At 44.3% G+C, this 19,108-nt stretch carries 16 protein-coding genes and 1 pseudogene; 3 read left to right on the forward strand and 14 right to left on the reverse strand.

What is annotated here, in order from left to right:
* The first annotated feature begins 30 nt into the window (after positions 1 to 30).
* Both J3U68_RS00070 and J3U68_RS00075 read left to right on the forward strand, forming a co-directional pair.
* Positions 31 to 576, forward strand: a complete 546-nt coding sequence (locus J3U68_RS00070) for a gamma carbonic anhydrase family protein (protein WP_267373137.1) — start codon at positions 31 to 33, stop codon at positions 574 to 576.
* 204 nt (positions 577 to 780) lie between these two features.
* A complete protein-coding gene (locus J3U68_RS00075) occupies positions 781 to 915 on the forward strand; it encodes a hypothetical protein (RefSeq protein WP_267373139.1) in 135 nt (44 codons plus the stop codon).
* Positions 916 to 1,381: 466 nt separating this feature from the next.
* On the opposite strand, the gene J3U68_RS00080 is transcribed toward J3U68_RS00075, so the two are convergent.
* From J3U68_RS00080 to J3U68_RS00100, 5 genes and pseudogenes are all read right to left on the reverse strand, one after another.
* Positions 1,382 to 1,966 carry a hypothetical protein gene (locus J3U68_RS00080; protein WP_267373141.1) on the reverse strand — a complete coding sequence of 195 codons (585 nt, stop codon included), beginning with the start codon at positions 1,964 to 1,966 and terminating at the stop codon, positions 1,382 to 1,384.
* A gap of 1,356 nt (positions 1,967 to 3,322) precedes the next feature.
* Positions 3,323 to 4,771: a metalloprotease TldD gene (gene tldD / locus J3U68_RS00085; protein ID WP_267373143.1), complete on the reverse strand. Its 1,449-nt coding sequence runs from the start codon at positions 4,769 to 4,771 to the stop codon at positions 3,323 to 3,325.
* Between the two features lie 405 nt (positions 4,772 to 5,176).
* Positions 5,177 to 6,196 (reverse strand): UDP-glucose 4-epimerase GalE, encoded by a 1,020-nt coding sequence (gene galE, locus J3U68_RS00090; protein WP_267373145.1) that lies wholly within the window; start codon positions 6,194 to 6,196, stop codon positions 5,177 to 5,179.
* A 188-nt stretch (positions 6,197 to 6,384) separates the two neighbouring features.
* Positions 6,385 to 6,921 (reverse strand): annotated as a pseudogene (locus J3U68_RS00095) (SDR family NAD(P)-dependent oxidoreductase); the annotation flags it as partial.
* Between the two features lie 267 nt (positions 6,922 to 7,188).
* Complete coding sequence (locus J3U68_RS00100) at positions 7,189 to 7,938, reverse strand: SDR family NAD(P)-dependent oxidoreductase (protein ID WP_267373147.1); 750 nt, start codon at positions 7,936 to 7,938, stop codon at positions 7,189 to 7,191.
* 102 nt (positions 7,939 to 8,040) lie between these two features.
* On the opposite strand from J3U68_RS00100, the gene J3U68_RS00105 reads away from it, so the two are divergent.
* The gene (locus J3U68_RS00105; protein ID WP_267373149.1) at positions 8,041 to 8,988 is read left to right on the forward strand and encodes a LysR family transcriptional regulator; all 948 of its coding nucleotides are present in this window, start codon (positions 8,041 to 8,043) and stop codon (positions 8,986 to 8,988) included.
* Between the two features lie 6 nt (positions 8,989 to 8,994).
* Here the strand turns inward: J3U68_RS00105 and J3U68_RS00110 are convergent, their stop codons facing one another.
* The 9 genes from J3U68_RS00110 to apbC all read right to left on the reverse strand — a co-directional run bounded on the left by J3U68_RS00110 (position 8,995) and on the right by apbC (position 18,966).
* Positions 8,995 to 9,267, reverse strand: a complete 273-nt coding sequence (locus tag J3U68_RS00110) for a DksA/TraR family C4-type zinc finger protein (RefSeq protein ID WP_267373151.1) — start codon at positions 9,265 to 9,267, stop codon at positions 8,995 to 8,997.
* Positions 9,268 to 9,613: 346 nt separating this feature from the next.
* Entirely contained in the window at positions 9,614 to 10,852 is a 1,239-nt protein-coding gene (locus J3U68_RS00115) for an exopolysaccharide biosynthesis polyprenyl glycosylphosphotransferase (protein WP_267373153.1), read from the reverse strand.
* Between the two features lie 10 nt (positions 10,853 to 10,862).
* Positions 10,863 to 11,684 (reverse strand): glycosyltransferase, encoded by an 822-nt coding sequence (locus J3U68_RS00120; protein ID WP_267373155.1) that lies wholly within the window; start codon positions 11,682 to 11,684, stop codon positions 10,863 to 10,865.
* 58 nt (positions 11,685 to 11,742) lie between these two features.
* A complete protein-coding gene (locus J3U68_RS00125) occupies positions 11,743 to 12,867 on the reverse strand; it encodes a stealth family protein (protein WP_267373157.1) in 1,125 nt (374 codons plus the stop codon).
* A complete protein-coding gene (locus J3U68_RS00130) occupies positions 12,864 to 13,619 on the reverse strand; it encodes a glycosyltransferase family 32 protein (RefSeq protein ID WP_267373159.1) in 756 nt (251 codons plus the stop codon). Before J3U68_RS00130 ends, J3U68_RS00125 begins: the two co-directional genes overlap by 4 nt.
* Positions 13,616 to 15,091 (reverse strand): lipopolysaccharide biosynthesis protein, encoded by a 1,476-nt coding sequence (locus tag J3U68_RS00135; RefSeq protein WP_267373161.1) that lies wholly within the window; start codon positions 15,089 to 15,091, stop codon positions 13,616 to 13,618. The genes J3U68_RS00130 and J3U68_RS00135 overlap by 4 nt, the downstream gene beginning before the upstream one ends.
* Before the next feature lie 28 nt (positions 15,092 to 15,119).
* On the reverse strand, positions 15,120 to 15,938 hold the full coding sequence (locus tag J3U68_RS00140) for a hypothetical protein (protein ID WP_267373163.1): 819 nt from the start codon (positions 15,936 to 15,938) through the stop codon (positions 15,120 to 15,122).
* Entirely contained in the window at positions 15,935 to 17,662 is a 1,728-nt protein-coding gene (locus J3U68_RS00145) for a biotin--[acetyl-CoA-carboxylase] ligase (RefSeq protein WP_267373165.1), read from the reverse strand. The genes J3U68_RS00140 and J3U68_RS00145 overlap by 4 nt, the downstream gene beginning before the upstream one ends.
* Before the next feature lie 224 nt (positions 17,663 to 17,886).
* Positions 17,887 to 18,966, reverse strand: a complete 1,080-nt coding sequence (apbC, locus tag J3U68_RS00150; protein WP_267373167.1) for an iron-sulfur cluster carrier protein ApbC — start codon at positions 18,964 to 18,966, stop codon at positions 17,887 to 17,889.
* Between the last annotated feature and the right edge of the window lie 142 nt (positions 18,967 to 19,108).

The raw sequence follows: 19,108 nt of genomic DNA on the forward strand, positions 1-19,108 counted from the left end.
TGCATCTTTTACTACGATAAGGTCAATTTGATGAAAAACAATATTCGTTCTTATTTAGATAAGCAACCACAAGTTGATACCAGTTGCTATATCGATGATATGGCGGTGGTAATTGGTGATGTGATTTTACATGAGGAAGTTTCAGTATGGCCGTTTGCGGTGGTACGCGCAGATGTAAATAGGATTGAAATCGGAGCCAGAAGTAATATTCAGGATCATTGTATGCTGCATGTCAGTCATAAAACAGCAGAAAAGCCAGATGGTTCACCGTTGCTCATTGGTGATGATGTGACGGTGGGACATCATGTCAATTTGCATGGTTGCCAGATTGGCAATCGGGTTTTGGTGGGCATTAATTCGATTGTGCTGGATGATGCGGTGATTGAAGATGAGGTGATGATTGGTGCGGGTAGTCTGGTACCACCGCGTAAAAAGTTACTCAGTGGCTTTCTGTATATGGGGTCGCCTGTGCAGCAAGTGAGGGCATTAACGGAAAAGGAACGTGCATTTCTGCGCTATTCAGCTCGGCATTATGTGGAAGTAATGCAACATCATCGGTCAGGTCAGATAAAATAGTGATGGGGTGTGAGGTGAGTGCCTAAAAAGGGGGGGTGGCATGTTGATTCGTTTAATATTCACAATTTTGTTCATCGTTGTACTTATATGGTATATTAAAGTTTTTTTAAGTTATATTTAGGAATGTAAATGAATAAGGTGTTGAGTACGTTTGCCTTTTTGGCCGTGATATATTTATCTGGTTGCGCTTTTTAAGGAAAACTAATGAAAAAAATATTGAGTGTGGTTACGTTGTTAACAGTAGTATTTTTGTCTGGTTGCGCTTCATCTGGATCTCAAGGTGGAAATACTGAAGTTTATGGTCAAGTTAACTCTGGCTATGAAAGTAATCACCATTGATACATTCGCTTGAGATAAATATAGAGCCTGATTTTTATCAGGCTTTTATTTTAGGCTAATAGGATTGGTGTTGGATTGGATAATTGATTCTAAGCTCGCATACGCTATTTAATGATTATTTAGACTCTTTAGCTGGCCATGATTTCATCCAACATAATTGAATATTTTTTATTTTTTTCGTCTTGTCGACGCAATCTTGAAGACTTTTTTAGCCCAGCTTGGCGACAGATTTGGAATGATGTTGGCGTTGATTTAGGCATGGTGGCGGTGATCTGACTGATTCAGGTGTCGTTGAATATTTCTTTTTTAGGAAAATGTGAATGGGAGGCAATCTAGCGTGACGCTCAAAGATAGTGTTATGCAGTTTTGGCCAGGCAAATTTTTTTATTTGCCTAAAGAACAAGCTAGATTGCCCAGCGAATAAAATTACCAGTTTATTGTTTTCAATTAGGATGGTTTGTGAATGCTAGTTAGCCTTTAAAGGCACAACGCTGCCATCTGGTTTGATTTCCTGAATGATGATGCCGCATTGTGCTGAGGTGGAGGCGGGGAAAACTTCATAATCTTTGCCGGCTTCAGCATGAAAGATCATTTTATTGCCCACACATGATGGTTGAGTGGTGATGATTTTAGTCCCATTGGGTGGATTATTAATGTTGGTCAGACCAATGATGGCATTGGAAAAAACAATAGGCACGTTGGCGGGAATAGTAAATTCTTCGTAATAAATTTTGGATAGGTTGCGGTTGTGTTGTCGAATGTTTTCTAATGTATTGGTGGCTGGAATGCCAATGCTGCGGTTGCGAGCGGTGCCAATCATGGAAGAAAAAGATCCACCGAGTGATCCACCGATAGATTTTTTGACGGTTCGACCTTGATTAGAATATTTCATATTGGTCGGCTTGCCATTTTGTCCGTATAGGCGCACGCGCGCTTCTGGCATGGGGGCGGGTAGGTCTAGCGCCAGACTGTTATCAGCCATCAGCAATATAAAGCTGCAAAGGGAAATGTTGAAGAGTTTCGTGCGGGTGGTTTTGCGACATTTAGACATGGTATTACCCCCTTTTGGTGATTAATTTATTTAAGTAATGATAAATCAGGCTTTTTGGATTTAATTATGTGATTATATTCTAGATCTGGAATGAGTATACAGGTAGTTTTCATATCGGATCAATGAATGCATGTCATGCAGTGATGATGATAAAAGCTCAACCTAATTTATTCACTTATCCAGTTTAGATGAATAAGTGTTTGTCGAAACTAAGGTTTCTAAGCGCAAAGCGGTATGTTCATCACGATGAAGGAAGCTGATTGGTAGCAAGCAGTATTTAAAAAATGGATGTTGGCTCAGTTTTTTAGTTAAAATGCTGGTGATTGGGGAGCAATGGCATTAAGGATCTTTGATACAATATGTATGCTGCCATTAATATTTAGGACAGGGTTGAGAGCCTTATTCGTGTTGGATGGATTCTTTGCGCAAGAGACTAAATTATTAGAAAAGGGCTCAATAAGTCTGAAAGAAGAAATAGCAGATGATATAGAGAATTCTTGTGAGTTTAGTTTAAAAAGATTGCATAATTATACGCCTTAATAGTATGGAACAAGATAATAAACAATATCAGTTTAAAGCAATTAATGAGAAACTATTTGCTCTCTCATTTTTAATGATTCTCCCTCTATTCGTTATAATTTATTTTTTGATGGATAAATATTTATTTTATAATGAAAAAAGATATGATGTTTTCACTAATTAAAAACTTTTGGACTGCCTTTTATTTTATCATTAGGGTTTGTTTTTATTATTTCGTATTTATTTTTTGTAAAAAAATATGCTATAGAAATTAAAAATCATGAATTGTATATTTATTCAAACAACTCAATACTCTATTCTTTACCTTATGAACAAGTAAAAGAAATTAAATTTTTACAGAGTAAAAAAAATCATTCTTCCTCGTTACAATTTTATGCTAATAAAAAAATAGTTTTGATAATCGGGTATTTTATGTATAAGAAAAATGATTTTTATAAATATAATACTCAAGTTAAATATTTTATTGAAGATTATTTAATACAAACTGATTCAAAACAAGAAGTGATAGAAAATAATCATAATTCAACAATAATTATATCAAAAAAAGATTAATTATTTTGTCCTCATATCTACCAGAAAAACGTAGGTAGTTTGCACTAATCAAACAGGAAATGATTACAGAGAATGATTAGCAGATTCAGAAAAACGAAATGTTTCGGTATTTTATCAGGAAAATAGAGCCTTTCTTACTATTATTGATAAAAAAATTAAATGAGGATTTAAGCTGTAAAACAGGTTGGAGTAAAGGTTTAAGTGCTGGTGGTTTTTTGGCTGGTATGGGTATGGGAGTAGGAATAGGGGCTGCTGCAAAGGTTTTTAGGTTTGGCTGCCGCCAACGGTTAGACCACTATCGATTCGTAATGTTGGCTGACCCACTCCTACTGGCACGCTTTGACCGTCTTTACCACAGACTCCGACACCACTATCCAGACTGGTATTGTTGCCAATCATGCTGACATGTTTCAATACTTCTGGACCGCTGCCGATAATGGTAGCGCCTTTAACCGGATATTGCAGTTTGCCGTTTTCAACCCACCAAGCTTCAGAAGCACTAAATACAAATTTGCCACTGGTGATGTCTACTTGCCCACCTCCAAAATTGACGGCATATAAACCTTTGTCAACTGAAGCAATAATTTCTTCTGGTGTCATCTGACCATTTTCCATGTAGGTGTTGGTCATGCGAGGCATTGGTGCTGAGGCGTAGTTTTCACGCCGCCCATTTCCGGTAGTGGACATACCCATGAGTCGTGCATTGGTTTCATCTTGTAGATATCCGCACAGAATACCGTCTTCGATTAATACAGTACGTTGAGTAGGATTACCTTCATCGTCTATGTTTAGGGAACCACGCCGACCAGCAATATCACCTTGATCAACTACGGTCACACCTTTTGCTGCCACTCGTTCTCCCAGATGTCCGGCAAAGGCGCTGGTGCCTTTGCGATTGAAATCACCTTCTAAACCGTGACCAACTGCTTCATGCAATAACACACCCGGCCAACCGTTACCTAGTACCACGGTCATGCTGCCTGCTGGAGCTGGACGTGCCTCAAGATTGGTCAGAGCCTGTGCCACGGCGGTATCAACATATTGCTGAACTAAGGTGTCATCAAAGTAGTTCAGGTCAAAGCGACCACCTCCACCACTGCTGCCCTGTTCGCGTCTGTCGCCTTGTTTGGCGATAACGGTAACGGATAAACGAATCAGTGGCCGCACATCAGTATGAATGCGACCATCCAGCCGAGCCAGATAAATCAGTTCATGCTCACAGACCAGTCCAGCCATGACTTGGACAATGCGCGGATCGGCAGCTTTGGCCAGTGTTTCTACTCGTTGTAATAGCTCAACTTTAGCCGCAGCATCTAAGCTGTGCATGGGATTGGTCAAACTATAGAGATTTTTGCTTGCTGGAGACGCATTGAGTCCAATAGTGCGATGCTGCGCGCTTTGTCCAATTGCGCGGACTGCGGTTGCTGCATCGATTAATGCCTGTGCATTGAGGTTATCGGCGTAGGCAAAAGCGGTTTTTTCTCCACTGACCGCGCGTATGCCTACACCCTGCTCAATCTGAAAACTGCCGGATTTAACCATGCTTTCTTCCAGATGCCAGCTTTCGTAAGTGGAACGCTGACAGTAGATGTCTGCATAATCAATGTGATGTGAGCCAATTAACGATAATGCATGATTAAAATCGCTAATAGCCAGTTCGTTATCAGCCAGTAGCTGTTGCTGGACAAGTTGAACAGTTTGAGTATGAGTCATGGATCGTCTGTGAATAGACTGTGATGAGTGCACAGTGTTGAAAATGGTTGTCGGACTAATGATATAGGTCCAATTATACCGAAATCCAGTCCTTACTGGTGAGAAATGCCATAAGGGTAAACAGGTTGTGGTTTAGGAAGATAGTTCTACAGTAGGTTTTATACCACAATAAGTCAATTTTTTTTAGGTTCTTTATTGATAATAATAATCATTATATTATAATAACTTTACTACTCAGGTGAAATGCTGAGTAGTGATTTCTTCATTTTTGATTTTTGTCACTTTCAGGAGCGAATTTTATCGATTAGCGTTAAGTTTAGTATCAGAACTCAAAACCGAAAAACAGCCATCCCACAGCATTGTCTGTGGGATGGCTGTTTGGTGATAGGTACAGAGAATAAGTTTTTATTCGCTGTGATATCCATTTGGATTTTGTTGTTGCCAACGCCATGCATCCGCCATCATGGCAGGCAGATTGCGTTGTGCCTGCCAGCCGAGTTGAGCACGGGCCAAATCGGGATTGGCATAGCAGCTGGCAATATCACCAGCACGTCGGGGTACGATCTCATAAGGGATGGTAATGCCACTTGCTTGTTCAAAAGCATGCACGATGTCCAGCACGGAGTAGCCTTGTCCGGTGCCCAAATTATAGATGTGAACGCCTGGTTGGTTATAAGTTGCGCGCATGGCACACAGATGACCGTCTGCCAGATCCATCACATGAATATAATCACGTACGCCGGTACCATCTGGTGTTGGATAGTCGTTACCAAAAACGGATAGTTGCGACAATTTGCCAACCGCTACCTGACAGATATAAGGGAGTAGGTTATTGGGTATGCCACTCGGATCTTCGCCGATTAAGCCTGATTCGTGCGCACCTATCGGATTAAAATAGCGCAAAAGTGTCATGCTCCAGCGTGGATCAGCGGCCTGAATATCCATGAGCATGTGTTCTACCATGTGTTTGGATGTGCCATAGGGGTTGGTGGTGCCGCCAGTGATGGCGTTTTCGCTAATGGGCACTGAGGCTGGGGTGCCATAGACGGTAGCCGAGGAACTGAATACCAGATTAAAGATTCCGGCTTTAGCCATTTCTTCAACCAGAATCAAGCTACCACGAACGTTGTTGTCATAGTATTTCAGGGGTTCGCGAACGCTTTCACCCACTGCTTTTAATCCGGCAAAGTGCAAAACATGCTCAATGTTGTGCGCGGAAAAAAGATGTTGTAACAGCTCTCGGTCACGTATGTCACCCTGATAAAACTGGACATCTTTACCGGTAATTTGCTTGATCCGCTCTAATACGATTGCTGAAGAGTTACATAGATTATCTAAGATCACCACTTGGTGATCTGCATTTAATAATTGTACGGTGGTGTGGGAGCCGATAAAGCCGGCACCACCCGTTACCAAAATAGCCATATTTTTTTCTCTTCAGCCAGATGATAGATTTAAGATTGAACGCTTGCTTCGGCCGTGTGTTGACAGCTTAAGCAAAAATCGATTTTCTTCAGTCAATGCGCTGTAGATATTTCAGAGAATATCTTTGTTAAGCAACAAGTATACCTGAATATTAACTGTATTGGAGCTCAAGAAAGATTTTATGTCTTATTAAAACAGCGCAAATGTGCCATGCTCCAGCGTGGATCAGCGTCCTGAATATCCATGAGCATGCGTTCTACCATGTGTTTGGACGTGCCATGGGGGTTGGTGGTGCCGCCAGTGATGGCATTTTCGCTAATGGGCACTGAGGCTGGGGTGCCATAGACGGTAGCAGAAGAGCTGAATACCAAACTAAAGATTCCGGCTTTAGCCATTTCTTCAACCAGAATCAAGCTACCACTAACGTTGATGTCATAGTATTTCAGGGGTTCGCAAACGCTTTCACCCACTGCTTTTAATCCGGCAAAGTGCATAACATGCTCAATGTTGTGCGCGGAAAAAAGATGTTGTAACAGCTCTCGGTCACGAATGTCACCCTGATAAAACTGGACATCTTTACCGGTAATTTGCTTGATCCGCTCTAATACGATTGCTGAAGAGTTACTTAGATTATCTAAGATCACCACTTGTTGATCTGCATTTAATAATTGTACGGTGGTGTGGGAGCCGATAAAGCCGGCACCACCCGTTACCAAAATAGCCATATTTTTTTCTCCTCAACCAGATGATAGATTTAAGATTAAATGCTTGCTTCAGCCGTATGTTGACAGCTTAACCGTGAATCGGTTTTCTTCAGGCAATGCGCCGTAGATATTTCAGAGAATACCTTTGTTAAGCAATTAGTATACCTAAATATAAATTGTATTGGAGCTTAAGAAAGATTTTATGTCTTAAGGTAGTGATCAATATGCCGGCTGGTTGGCTTGTGCATTGAAATCATGTATTCAGGCAAACTTGATCTACATATGCAGTTATCCAGCAGACCAGATACCCGCAGTAGAGCCACCATCAACGGGTAGGATGGTTCCTGTCACAAAGTTAGCATCGCTTAAATACATCACTGCATTAACAACATCAGTTGTCGTACCGATGCGTTTTGTCGGTGCCAAATTGGCTAACAGCTGTTGAATCTCAGCTTGCTGAGGATGCATCGGTGTCGCAATAACGCCAGGTGCTACGCCGTTGACCATCACGTTGTTGGCGGCCAGTTCCACTGCCAGAGCACGAATAGCACTGTTTAACCCTCCTTTAACCATAACCGGTAATAAGGCGGGTACGGCGGTATTGGGTTGCATGGCAATGGCTGCTGTGATGGTGATGATGTGACCACTGCCACGGGCAGACATGTGTTTTGCCGCTTGCTGAGTCGGATATAAAAACCCGCGCAGATTCGTGGTCAGCATGTTGTCAATATCCTCGATACGATAATCTATAGCTGGTTTGGAGATAAAAATGCCAGCGTTATTGATCAAGATATCCACTTGGCCAAAGTGACGGATAGCCTGATCAAATAATCTGGCTGCTGTTTCTGCTTTGCCGATATCACCAGCGACAAGAAGCAGGTTTGCTGGGTTGCCCAGTTGTTCTGCCGCTTGTTGTAAGCGTGCTAAGGAACGTCCATTGGCGACTACTTGATAACCACGGGCGATGTAAGCTGCTGTCAAGGCAAAACCAATGCCACTGGATGCGCCGGTGATGATGACGGTTTTAGGCTCTGACATAATCAATCCTCAGTTGATGGTTAGTTTCACCGGCAGTATAAGATCCAATGATGTGTGCAGAAACGCATTATGGTTTAATTCAGTTATTACATGGTGTAATGAATGAAAGCAGATATGCAGCAAGCTATGGATGAAATTCAGTTAGGAACTATTCGCTTGTTTTGTCTGGCGGCACAATGGCAAAGTTTTACAGTCGCTGCGCAGAAAGCCGGCGTTACCCCTGCCGCGGTCAGCCGTGCTGTAGCTCGACTAGAGCAGCGTTTGGGTATCCGTTTGTTTATTCGAACAACACGGCATATGAGTTTGACCGAAGTGGGGCAAGGCTATTATCAACAGTGTCAGCAAGCGTTAATGCAAATGCAGCATGCGCAACAACAAGCGTTAGACAGGCAAAATAAACCATCTGGCACTCTGCGTATCAGCGCGCCCACACCGTATGCACATTATCGATTGTTACCTGTGATACCGGCGTTTCACCGCCTTTATCCGGCCATCAATCTGGAGTTACATATCAGTAATCAGAATGTTGATTTTGGACAAGACGATTATGATCTGGCCATTCGAGGTAATTATTTGCCGGATTCGGGATTAATCGCACGCAAACTGGAGTCAGCTGAACTGATTGTGGTGGCTGCACCAGAATATTTAAGCCAATATGGTTATCCGCGCACGCTGGATGATCTGCAAAAGCATAACTGTATCCAATATGAATTACCCAGAACCAGTAAAAAAGTACCGTGGCAATTTCAATCCCAGCATCAACTGATTCAATTCGAAACCCAAGGTAGTGTTGTGTGTCAGGATGAATTTTTAGCAACTAAAACGTTGGCCAAATGTGCAGCAGGTCTGATGCAGGTATACCGGTTTTCGGTTGAAGAAGAGTTGCGCTCTGGCGAGTTAGTTGAGGTATTAGCGGAGTATGGCGGAGCCACGCGACCATTTATGTTGATTTATCCTTATAGCCGCCATGTTCCGCTGAAGGTGAGGGTTTTCATCGATTTTTTGCTGGCTGCTGCTGGTCAGCAGGGGGGCAAAGGTGAGCCGCAGTGATGCTCATTAGCGTAGCTGACTGTCTTTGCTGCCACGGCGATTATACAGACTAAAGGTTTTCTGCATCTCTTTATCGCGCTCAGTCTGACAAGCCACACAAAAGCGAACGCCATTAATGGCTTTGCGACGCGCTTCAGGGATCTCTTCGCCACATTCCTCACAATATTCCGCACTTTCAGCACCCAATGCCAACTGATTGCGAGCATGATCAATGGCATCTGCAATGGTACTTTCAATTTGTTGATTCACGGCATCATCGGATGCCCAGCCACTAGCCATAATTATCTCCTGTTATCGGAATATACAAATGGGGTTAGGGGGTGAATTTTCAATAGGTATTTGATTATTGGTGATTTATTCAGTTTTCGCTGATGTGGCAGTTGGGCATATCTGCCTTAAATGATTGGTATGCCAGATTGGCTCAGGATGAGCTTGAAGTGGATCCGGGCAGCTTAGTAGCCATAAAGTCATCAAACATCAGATAAAGTGGCGATCAATAGCAATATGATTTTGTTTAAAGTTGTTGTCCATTGCAGGCACTACATGAGTTTGGTAGGCAAGAAGAAGGACTGATGTAGGCTGGCACGCTGGTGGTTTGGCTTAGGGTTGATGAACCGGTGGGTGTTTAGCGGGCACCGAAACCAGTAACCATGGTTTTGATGGTTTTGAACAGAATCAATACATCCAATGAAAAGGAAAAGTGTTTGATGTAATAAAAATCGTGTTCGATCTTGATTTGGGTTTGTTCGGTATCGGCCGCGTAGCCTTGGGTAACCTGTGCCCAGCCAGACATGCCTGGTCTGACGATGTGACGATAATCGTAAAAAGGGATATCCTGAATGAACTGGTCAACAAATATTTTTTGCTCCGGTCGTGGTCCGATTAAGCTCATGTCGCCTTTGAGTATATTCCAAAATTGTGGCAATTCATCAATGCGGGTTTTGCGGATGAAGTTGCCGATACGGGTAATGCGATGATCATCCGGTTGAGCCATTTGTGCGCCGTTTTTTTCTGAATCTGCACACATGCTGCGAAATTTGTATATGCGAAATTCGCGCCCGCTTCGACCGACGCGATTTTGCACAAAAAGGATATTGCCGGGGCTTTCCAGTTTGATGGCAATGGCGGTGAGTGCCATTACCGGCAAGGTGAGCGGCGCTGAAAGCAAGATCATGGCAATATCCCATACGCGTTTGAATAAGACGTAGGTTGGGGAAGGGAGCAAGGAACCAAGATCGTTTTCGTACAGATGATGAATTTTTACCCGACCGGTTAGAAACTCTTCGACTTGGCGAATGTTGAACACAGGCATGCCGTTAAGGGTTTGCTTGGCCAGAAATTTTTGCCAGTATTTATCCAGCATTGGCTCATACAGGTCGGCAACGATGCCATTGATCACTGTGTCTGTAGGTAGGGTTGGGGTGTCTAGTCTGATCCAGTTGACATTGGGTAATTGATTGGCTGTACTGGCACGACCAAAGGGGATATAGGCATAAGTGGTGATGAATTTGTTGCGATAGTAGATATAAGATACGCACAAAAATAATGACAGACAGCCTGCGATAAACAGAAACCAGACGGTATAGTGCAGATTAAAGAATTTGGCTGCCATCCACATGCCGAAGAACCAGAAAAAGGTATGGGGCAGGGCGATGACCGCTGATTTGCGACCGGGAAAGTTGCTGAATACGGACAGTGATTTGGTGTTCAGGATGTGGGCAATGCCCGCAAGGATGATGCTGGTGATAAACGCTGCGCGTCCCTGCTGAAAGCCTTTAATTGGCTGCATAATGGCCATGGGCACCAGCATCACTAGCAAAGTACCAAAAAATAAACGACTTTTGTAAGAAAGTAATCTTTGCATAATTGGGAATTTATCTGTTTTCGCGCAGGTGATGGTAGAGGGTGCCCAAAAGTCCGGTTGGCAACAGACGGCTAAAACCGCGAAGCATAAAGCAGGTTAACGCTGGAAGTAAAGGCTGACTGTTGAGCCGATGTTTTAAACGTAGGAGTTGCCATTCACTGCTGCAATACTGTAAACCGCGTCGCCGGGCATGCATGGCGCGGCCGGCGCGGGCATAGACCAGAATTTCTGGCAAGTTGGCAACTTGATAGCCGGCAGCCAGTACCCGTAACCATAGGTTGTAATCTTCCATCCACTGGTGGTGCTGATAGCCACCAACAGCCTGTATGACACTTTTACGATAAGCTACAGCCATGTGGTTGATGGGATTGCGCCATTGTGCATACTGGCGAATTTCAGGGTCGGTAAGGGGGACCTGTCTTACCGAGGTGGTTTGGTCTGGATCGATGCTAAATTCGGCAATCTGTCCGCTAAACAAGGCCACGTCAGGGTGGGTTTGAATATAGTCCCACTGACGCGCAAAGCGATCGGGAGCACATATGTCATCGGTATCCATGCGCAGCACCCATTCATACTGACAATGGGACAGACCTATATTTAAGGCATTGCCCAGTCCCACATGTTCGTTAAGGGCAATGATCTGTAAAGGCAGTTTGGCTTGATAACTTACAAGAATGTGGTGTAAAGCAGATGGAATAGCACCATCCAATACGATAACGATTTCTTGCGGCTGCACACTTTGCGCACACAGGCTGTCCAGACAAGCGCTGAGCCAGGCAGGCTGTTCACGGTCATACAATGACAGGAGTACGGAAAATGGGCAAGTCTTCATGCATTAGCGGGTGGTTTGTGCTTGGATTAAGGGTACCGAAGTAATAAGTTATTATAACTTAACTCTGTGTGCTCATGCTTGACGATGTGGTTTTTGTGGTGGTCGTGGTGGGCTGGTATGCACCGCGATCTTTTTCGAATGAGGCGGGTTGTGGTAGGTGTTGCTCATAAAAAGCGTGCTGGCGGGAATGTAATTGTGCCAGAAGCTGCGGATCGGTGCTGGTACAGGTATCGTTCAGGCAGATAAAGCGAATATCGGGATGCTGCTGTAGGTGATTTATTGCCTGATTGAGTTGGGAGATATCGCTGATATTGCTGACGAAACCGTCGTTGTATTTATGTGGTATGAAGTCTCCGCTGGCTAGATGCCAATAGCGGTTCAGGTAGACAGTGAGATCGTTGGCCGCGCGGAAGCGGTTGGCGGTACAGGTGAGGATTTCAGGTTCAAATTGCTGATACACTGCATGCAGTGTTTGGCGGGTATAGGGTTGGGGCAAATGCCAGTGGGCAAACCAGAAGTAGTGCCGATAGGCGTATTTTAATAAGGTATTACTTAATTTATCTAATGAGCTATAACTCGAATCGAACAGAAAACGGTTAGGCAGGCTGGCAGGTTGCCGCACACGGTTAATCAGGGCGATGTTGTTATTTAATGCATCGATCCAGCTATCGTGTCCGCGTAAATGCTGAAACAGTTGGCCACGACGTAACCAGCCATGAACCAAAAAATCAACGGGTAATCCTTGTTGAAAGAAGCGTTCGGGTGAAGTGGGACGCAAGATAACTGTATCGTCATTCAGATAAACAAAGTGTTCGCTTAAGCCCTGAAGGTTGACCAGATTCATTTCAATAGCGGAAGAATTGAATACAGGCAAATTGTGTGGCTGTATGAACAATTGCTCATGGCTGATGACTTCAATTTTTGCATGACTGGTATCGAGCCAATGTGGATATTGGTTGGCTGTAATCAGATAAATCTTGTGGTACCACGGGCAGTTTTGCTCAATCGAACGCAGCACATAGCGCAAGGTGCCGAAATCTTGGTAGCGGTTGGTGCTGATGGCGTCATGGCGACCAAGGTGCTCAGGCAGATAGCGTTGTTTTTCCGCCAGCCAGGCCGGATCGCTGCCATCTACCCATGGCAAAACGAAATCTATCGGCGGATGGGGCTGACGAGGGTTCATGATTGTTTCCGTTTGAGTAACGCGATCAGTTTCTGACTGTTGTTCGCACCGAGTGTGCGTTGCAATATACTTAGGAGCAGACGTTTTAAACGGTTCAGGCTTTTGCTGTCATTCAGCCAGCTGCCATCGTAATGATGAATACACACGGTATTAGCCGTAATGTTGAGCTGATGGGTATAAGCATTTTTGGCCATGAAATAATCACTGGGATAGACACAGACATAATCGGTAATCAGCTGTTGCTGATCGTTCAATTGAATGTTGTGCTGCTGATAGAGTTGTTTAAAGAGTTGATTGATGGTGACGGGCTGCTTGGGATCAAAGTGCATTGTCTGATAAAGTTGCCGGATATCCTGCATCAAAGCACTGCCGGCTTCACACCCCATGACACCAGCCTGCGGATTGCAGGTAAGTTCGCGGGTATACGGGTTCATGCCTTGCTCAAAACCAGTAAAGCAATGGTGATGCAGGAATGGATCAAACGATTTAAGCATTTGTACATCGGTATCCAAATAGATCCCACCATACTGGCATAACACCTCGATGCGACAAACGTCGGCAACGAAAGCATATTTCCCGGCAGCGTAAGCAGCGCTGGCATAAGCGTTGCTCTGATAGGCATAATTTTCCTCATTCCAGAGTTTAATCTGGTAATCGGGCAACATTTCCTGCCAGCTGGCAAGATAACGCTGTGCCGATGCTGGCAACGGATGAGGACCAAACCAGCAATAGTGAATGAGTTTGGGAATCATTGAATTGGCCGACGATAAATCAGTAATAGCAATAGGCTGAATGGTATCGCTGCCACTACAGCAGTGATGCAGCTCAGTTTGACCCAGTCCAGATAAGTCGCAATTTTAACATGATTTACCGGTTGCCAGCCTAAGCTGATACAGGCGGCAATAGCGATAAAGATCAGTAGCCATAATAAATACGGACGAATAACGGGCATAAATAGAATATGTTTGCAGTTGTAATACAGCATTTCACTACTGCGATATACAAATGATAGCAATGCAGCCAGTAAAATGCCGCTTATGCCCCAAAGCTGGATAAAGCAGATTGAGCAGACAAGATTAATGCCAGCTTCGATTAAGGCTTGTGGCTTGGTTTGTTTGTAGCGTCCAGCGGCCATGATCATGATCATGGAAGGTATACGACTGTTTTCGATGATGCCTACCAATAAAAACAATATGGCCAGTACAGGCTGGTGGTAGTTGGCATCAGTCATGTTGACGGTATAAAGCTGAATAAATGGTGCCAGCAGTAAACCGGTACAGGTATAAACCCAGCCCAGAAAGCACATAAAAAGACGGTTATAACGGCAGAAATTTTGTTTGGTGTGGTCAAAATCAGTTTTCAGGCTGTGGCCAAAAATCGCTTGCATGCCTTGAGATATCGATTGCAGCGCCATTTTGATGGCGCCAAAAATAAGGGCATAGACAGCATAGATACTGGCGTCTTTTAATGATAAAAATAGGGTGATCAGAACCAGTGGTGAACTGAATATCAGCAGACCAGTCAGTTGATGCGTCATGGCATCCCAAGTCTGATGTAGATGATAAGGTTCGTTATCTGCAGCTGGCTGTTTTAAATCTGGGTATTGATGTTTGACATAACCGCGATAAATGCAAAATTTACTGATCAGTATGACACTGGAGGCGATTTGTACGGTGAGAATGCTATAACCGGATTGAATCAAATAATAACAAACAACAATGTTCAGCAGAATGCTGGCAGCCTGAACGCTAGATATGATATAAGTTTTCTGATCGGCAGTCAGTAAAGCACGATAACTACCGAAAAAGAAGAAATCCATAATGTTAACGGCACCCATCACCAAGACCATATAAAAAGTGAGGGTGGCACTGATTTGCTTTTGTGTCAGCCACGCAAACAGGATAGCCAGTATCAATAATCCAATAGCAAAAAGACTGCCGGAAATGCGATAAAAGCGTTGGGTAGCGTTGAGAATACGATTACGCAGTTGGGTGTCTTGCGAGGTCAAAGCCTGATAAAGCGCAACGATAGCGGCGGCGCCAATACCGGCTTCGAGCAAAGTTAGATAGGCGATAAATTGTTTGATCGACGCCAGCATACCGTTGGTTGCTGAGCCGTAGGTGACAATAATCAGCGGGGGTAAAATAAATCCGCCAACTGCGGTCACGATCTGTAACAGCAGATTGGCAGAAATATTTTTCAGGATTACCGCGCGGGTGCTCATGATTTAACGTTTAGAAGTGAGGTCAACGTTAACGACAGGTACCGATTCGCTGTATTTGTCCATAGCGACCGGTAATTTTGTTGATGTCCTGTATGGCGGTATTGTCTACACCAGAGAAAGTAACCCGTATTTTGGCAACGCTGGTAGGGGCATTCGCTGAGGTTTCACTATGACTGCTTTCCAGCGTGTTAACGTATACATTAGTGAAGCCTTTCATTTTGGCGCGAGCCATTAAAGCTTCTGCGTCTTCACGGCGGTTAAATATTCCCAGACTCACTTTGCCTTGGGCTGAACCATGATCAAACCCACTTTCCTGCAAACGTTTGCTGGTTTCTTCATCAATATTGTTCAAAGCCACCATATAACGGGTAGGTTTGGTCACCGGATTAGGTTTGGCACTTGGCGTAACCTGTTCGACAAAACGTTTGGTCGAATACGGCCATTGGCGGAGCAAACCCTTAATGCGGTGAAAATCATTTTCCGGTAAGGTTACAGTGGCACTGCAATTGGCATTAGGCGATGTAGCCGGCGTAGTCGTGGCGACCTGAGTACTTGAATCTGGATCAGGCTTACGCTCAGGTTTTGGCTGAGGAGTAATGGAAGGAGGTTCAGGTTTGTTCACAACTTTTGGTGGAGTTGACGGATTGTCAACCTGATTGCTAGCGGGGGTATTAACTACATTGGGATTACGCACGCTGATATCAGGAGTTGCTGGGGCGGCAATTTCCACTTCACTGCTGGCCATAGCTGTAGATGCCGCTGTAGGAGGGTGTACAAGTTTACCTGCTACCATGCAGCCGAAAACCACGATATTCAATGCGACTAATATTGCAAATAGCCATTTCATGCGTATTCAACCCAGTTGATTAAACCATAAAGCACTAAATTATCCACAATTTCAATCCGATTGTCTAAGACAAAAGAATGTGGCAAGGCCTGAGCGACTTTATTCGCTCCTCCTCCAGTGATAATGATGTCGACGGGTTTATCCATTCCAACCTTTTGTTGCAGGCGTTCATGCATCAATACTATGGCTCCACAGACAGCATCCATAATACCACTAGCCAGCGCATTCGGTGTGGTGGTGGCGAACGCGTAAGGCTTACCCAGCGGTCGGTTTAGGTTAGCGGTGCGTTTGGATAAAGCTTCTTTCATTAAATGAAAGCCCGGCAAAATACTGCCACCGAGATAGTGGTTAGTATCAGTTAACGCATCTACTGTGACGGCAGTACCACAGCTGACAACAACACATGCTTGTTGCGTGTAGCGGCGACTCCCCAGAATGTTGAACCAGCGATCGGCGCCATGCTCAGTAGGATTGCGATAATGATTAACAATGCCTAACGCTTCTGGCATCGAAGGCAGCCACATAATCGGCAGAGGTAAGATGGAGGCAACCTGTTGTAAGCGAGCTTCACCACAGACAGCACAGCCGATAATGCGCTCTACGCCAGAGCCATATTGTGCCCAGTCTTTGAGTAAAGGCTGCAAGTCATAATACGCCGCTTTACCATAATGCAAAATAAAACCGTTTTCGACCCATGCCCATTTAAGTTTACTGTTACCTGCATCCAGCAAAAGATAACGTTGTTGTGCAATAAGTTGGCTGCGCGTGGTGGCACGACCAGAGCGTAAGCTGATTTCACCAGTAACAAATTCCTGTTCGCCGTCAGCAGTTTCTAAAATAATCGCTCCAGATGTGGCAATGCCGGTAACGGTTCCCTCGGTAATGATTTTGCCATCGTGATATAGATGAACCAGTTGTCCGTGGTCACGATGCAAGCGATTATATTGCGGTAAAAAACTCTCTAAACCATTTTGATTAAATCGTGGTAAATACTGGCTCAGTTTATGCATAATGCCATTAAATATCTGGCTGGCCTGTATTTTTGGTGTTTGTGGCAGGATAGCAGAGGCGTTGCAGATCTGTTCGGGGATGGTGAAATTCAATCCGATACCGATAATGGCGATGGTTTGGTTTTGTTTGCTCACCGTCTCAATCAGAATGCCACCAAGTTTGTTGTGCTGGAGCATCAAATCATTTGGCCATTTGATTTGAACAGCCACACCCAATTCAGCTAAGCTCTGACTGATTGCCAGCGCGACCACCAGTGCCAAGCCACCCAATTCAGACTGTGATCGTTGAAACGACCAGCTTAAACTAAACATTAGGCATTCGCCGACACGATTGTGCCAAGTTTTACCCTGACGACCGCGGCCGGCGGTTTGCTGATAAGCCATACATACCTGAGCGGGCATCACATCCTTTGTTTGCCGCGCCTGATCAAGCAGAAAAGTATTGGTTGAATGCGTCTGTAAAAATAAAGTGGGCGCAAAACCATATTGGCGAGCACTATCGCTGAAAATCTGCTCTGGAATTATCGATAAAGGCTTGCTTAATTGCCAAATGCCATTTTGCTGATGCAGCAAACTTTTGATATGCGCAGGCATGTCTTGCCATGCTGCATTGAGCTGTGACACTTTTTTATTGAGGGCTTTGGCCAGTTTTTGAACCGGATGTGGCAAACCGTCAGCAAGCAAAGCCAGGAGAGGCCAGAAGGATGTGTTCATGTAACGTCATTAGCAAAATAATTCAGACAGCAGATAATTTGCTACGGACAAATGCACGTAAGGCTGCTGACATGGGAAAGATTGTGGTAGAGAGCTGTATTGTATCGGCATGATATGATCTAGTGGCTGTTGAGCTTGCTTACCTGTGATCAACTGAACATTCTTACAGGGATGGGTTAATGATAACATGGAGTTATTCATGTCAAATCAATGGATAGAAAAATTTATTCAACCACGATTTTTGGAAAACGCCGGCTGAAATCCTTGCCCGTGTCCGAAATGGCTTGCACCAGTTGCCATGCGGCTTGTTGATAAAGGTGGGCAATGGCAGGTTGTTGATTAAATAATTCGCTAACATGACCTTTATCCATGGCTTGTCGCACCCCAAGCGTTAAGGGGAGTTGACCGAGTAAGGGTACGCCCAGTTTGTCGGCCAGATGTTGACCACCATCCTGCCCAAATATGGCTTCGCTATGACCGCACTCAGAACAAATATGTATCGACATATTTTCCAGCACGCCAAAGATAGGAATGTTGACCTTCTGAAACATATTCACTGCCTTGCGAGCATCAATCAGGGCTATATCCTGCGGAGTGGTCACCACGATTGCGCCGGTGACAGGTATTTTCTGTGCCAAAGTCAGCTGAATATCGCCTGTGCCTGGGGGTAAATCAATGATTAAATAATCTACGTCGTCCCACTGGCTTTGAAATAACAGTTGTTGCAAAGCCTGACTGACCATCGGACCGCGCCAGATTACGGCCTGATCAGTATCAACCAGAAAACCAACAGACATAACCTGAATTTCACCAGCCGCCATAACCGGAATCAGTTTCCCATCTTGTTGACGTGGTTCATGCACAGCGACACCCAACATAGTCGGTTGACTCGGACCATAAATATCAGCATCGAGCACACCAACACGGGCACCCATACGGCTTAAGGCCATTGCCAAATTAGCGCTGGTTGTGGATTTGCCTACGCCACCTTTACCAGAAGCAACCGCAATAATATTTTTTACCCCAGCAATAGTTTGTACACCCGGCTGTACCTTGTGTTGGGCAACATTAACCTGAACATCGATAAACAACGGTGTATTACCGAATTGTGCCGTTATCGCAGCGTCTATCTGTTGTTGTATCTGATCGATCAAATGCGCTACTGGATAGGGAAAAACCAAAGACAGATGCACGCCATCTTCAGCACATCGCACCGAATCGATAGCTTTTTCCGTACCCAGCGTGCGTGTACTGTCCGGGATGGAAATAGGGTTTAACAGCTCAGTGATGGATTGTGTATTCATGCAAAATAAAACCGCAATCGAAATTCTGGCATATATTCTACCTGATTTAGCTATTGAAAATCGAATGGTCAGATTTCACCACAGATTTCACTGCTCCTGAACAACCATATTTATTCTTATTTTTTTCTAATTTTCTCAAATT

Origin of the sequence: Snodgrassella sp. B3882 (genome assembly GCF_026535915.1) — a bacterium.
Taxonomy (GTDB): domain Bacteria; phylum Pseudomonadota; class Gammaproteobacteria; order Burkholderiales; family Neisseriaceae; genus Snodgrassella.

Bases quoted from the DNA above. Each gene is read 5' to 3' on its own strand.
- J3U68_RS00070 (WP_267373137.1), top strand. From the start codon at position 31: ATGAAAAACAATATTCGTTCTTATTTAGATAAGCAACCACAAGTTGAT.
- J3U68_RS00075 (WP_267373139.1), top strand. From the start codon at position 781: ATGAAAAAAATATTGAGTGTGGTTACGTTGTTAACAGTAGTATTTTTG.
- J3U68_RS00080 (WP_267373141.1), bottom strand. From the start codon at position 1,966: ATGTCTAAATGTCGCAAAACCACCCGCACGAAACTCTTCAACATTTCC.
- tldD (WP_267373143.1), bottom strand. From the start codon at position 4,771: ATGACTCATACTCAAACTGTTCAACTTGTCCAGCAACAGCTACTGGCT.
- galE (WP_267373145.1), bottom strand. From the start codon at position 6,196: ATGGCTATTTTGGTAACGGGTGGTGCCGGCTTTATCGGCTCCCACACC.
- J3U68_RS00100 (WP_267373147.1), bottom strand. From the start codon at position 7,938: ATGTCAGAGCCTAAAACCGTCATCATCACCGGCGCATCCAGTGGCATT.
- J3U68_RS00105 (WP_267373149.1), top strand. From the start codon at position 8,041: ATGAAAGCAGATATGCAGCAAGCTATGGATGAAATTCAGTTAGGAACT.
- J3U68_RS00110 (WP_267373151.1), bottom strand. From the start codon at position 9,267: ATGGCTAGTGGCTGGGCATCCGATGATGCCGTGAATCAACAAATTGAA.
- J3U68_RS00115 (WP_267373153.1), bottom strand. From the start codon at position 10,852: ATGCAAAGATTACTTTCTTACAAAAGTCGTTTATTTTTTGGTACTTTG.
- J3U68_RS00120 (WP_267373155.1), bottom strand. From the start codon at position 11,684: ATGAAGACTTGCCCATTTTCCGTACTCCTGTCATTGTATGACCGTGAA.
- J3U68_RS00125 (WP_267373157.1), bottom strand. From the start codon at position 12,867: ATGAACCCTCGTCAGCCCCATCCGCCGATAGATTTCGTTTTGCCATGG.
- J3U68_RS00130 (WP_267373159.1), bottom strand. From the start codon at position 13,619: ATGATTCCCAAACTCATTCACTATTGCTGGTTTGGTCCTCATCCGTTG.
- J3U68_RS00135 (WP_267373161.1), bottom strand. From the start codon at position 15,091: ATGAGCACCCGCGCGGTAATCCTGAAAAATATTTCTGCCAATCTGCTG.
- J3U68_RS00140 (WP_267373163.1), bottom strand. From the start codon at position 15,938: ATGAAATGGCTATTTGCAATATTAGTCGCATTGAATATCGTGGTTTTC.
- J3U68_RS00145 (WP_267373165.1), bottom strand. From the start codon at position 17,662: ATGAACACATCCTTCTGGCCTCTCCTGGCTTTGCTTGCTGACGGTTTG.
- apbC (WP_267373167.1), bottom strand. From the start codon at position 18,966: ATGAATACACAATCCATCACTGAGCTGTTAAACCCTATTTCCATCCCG.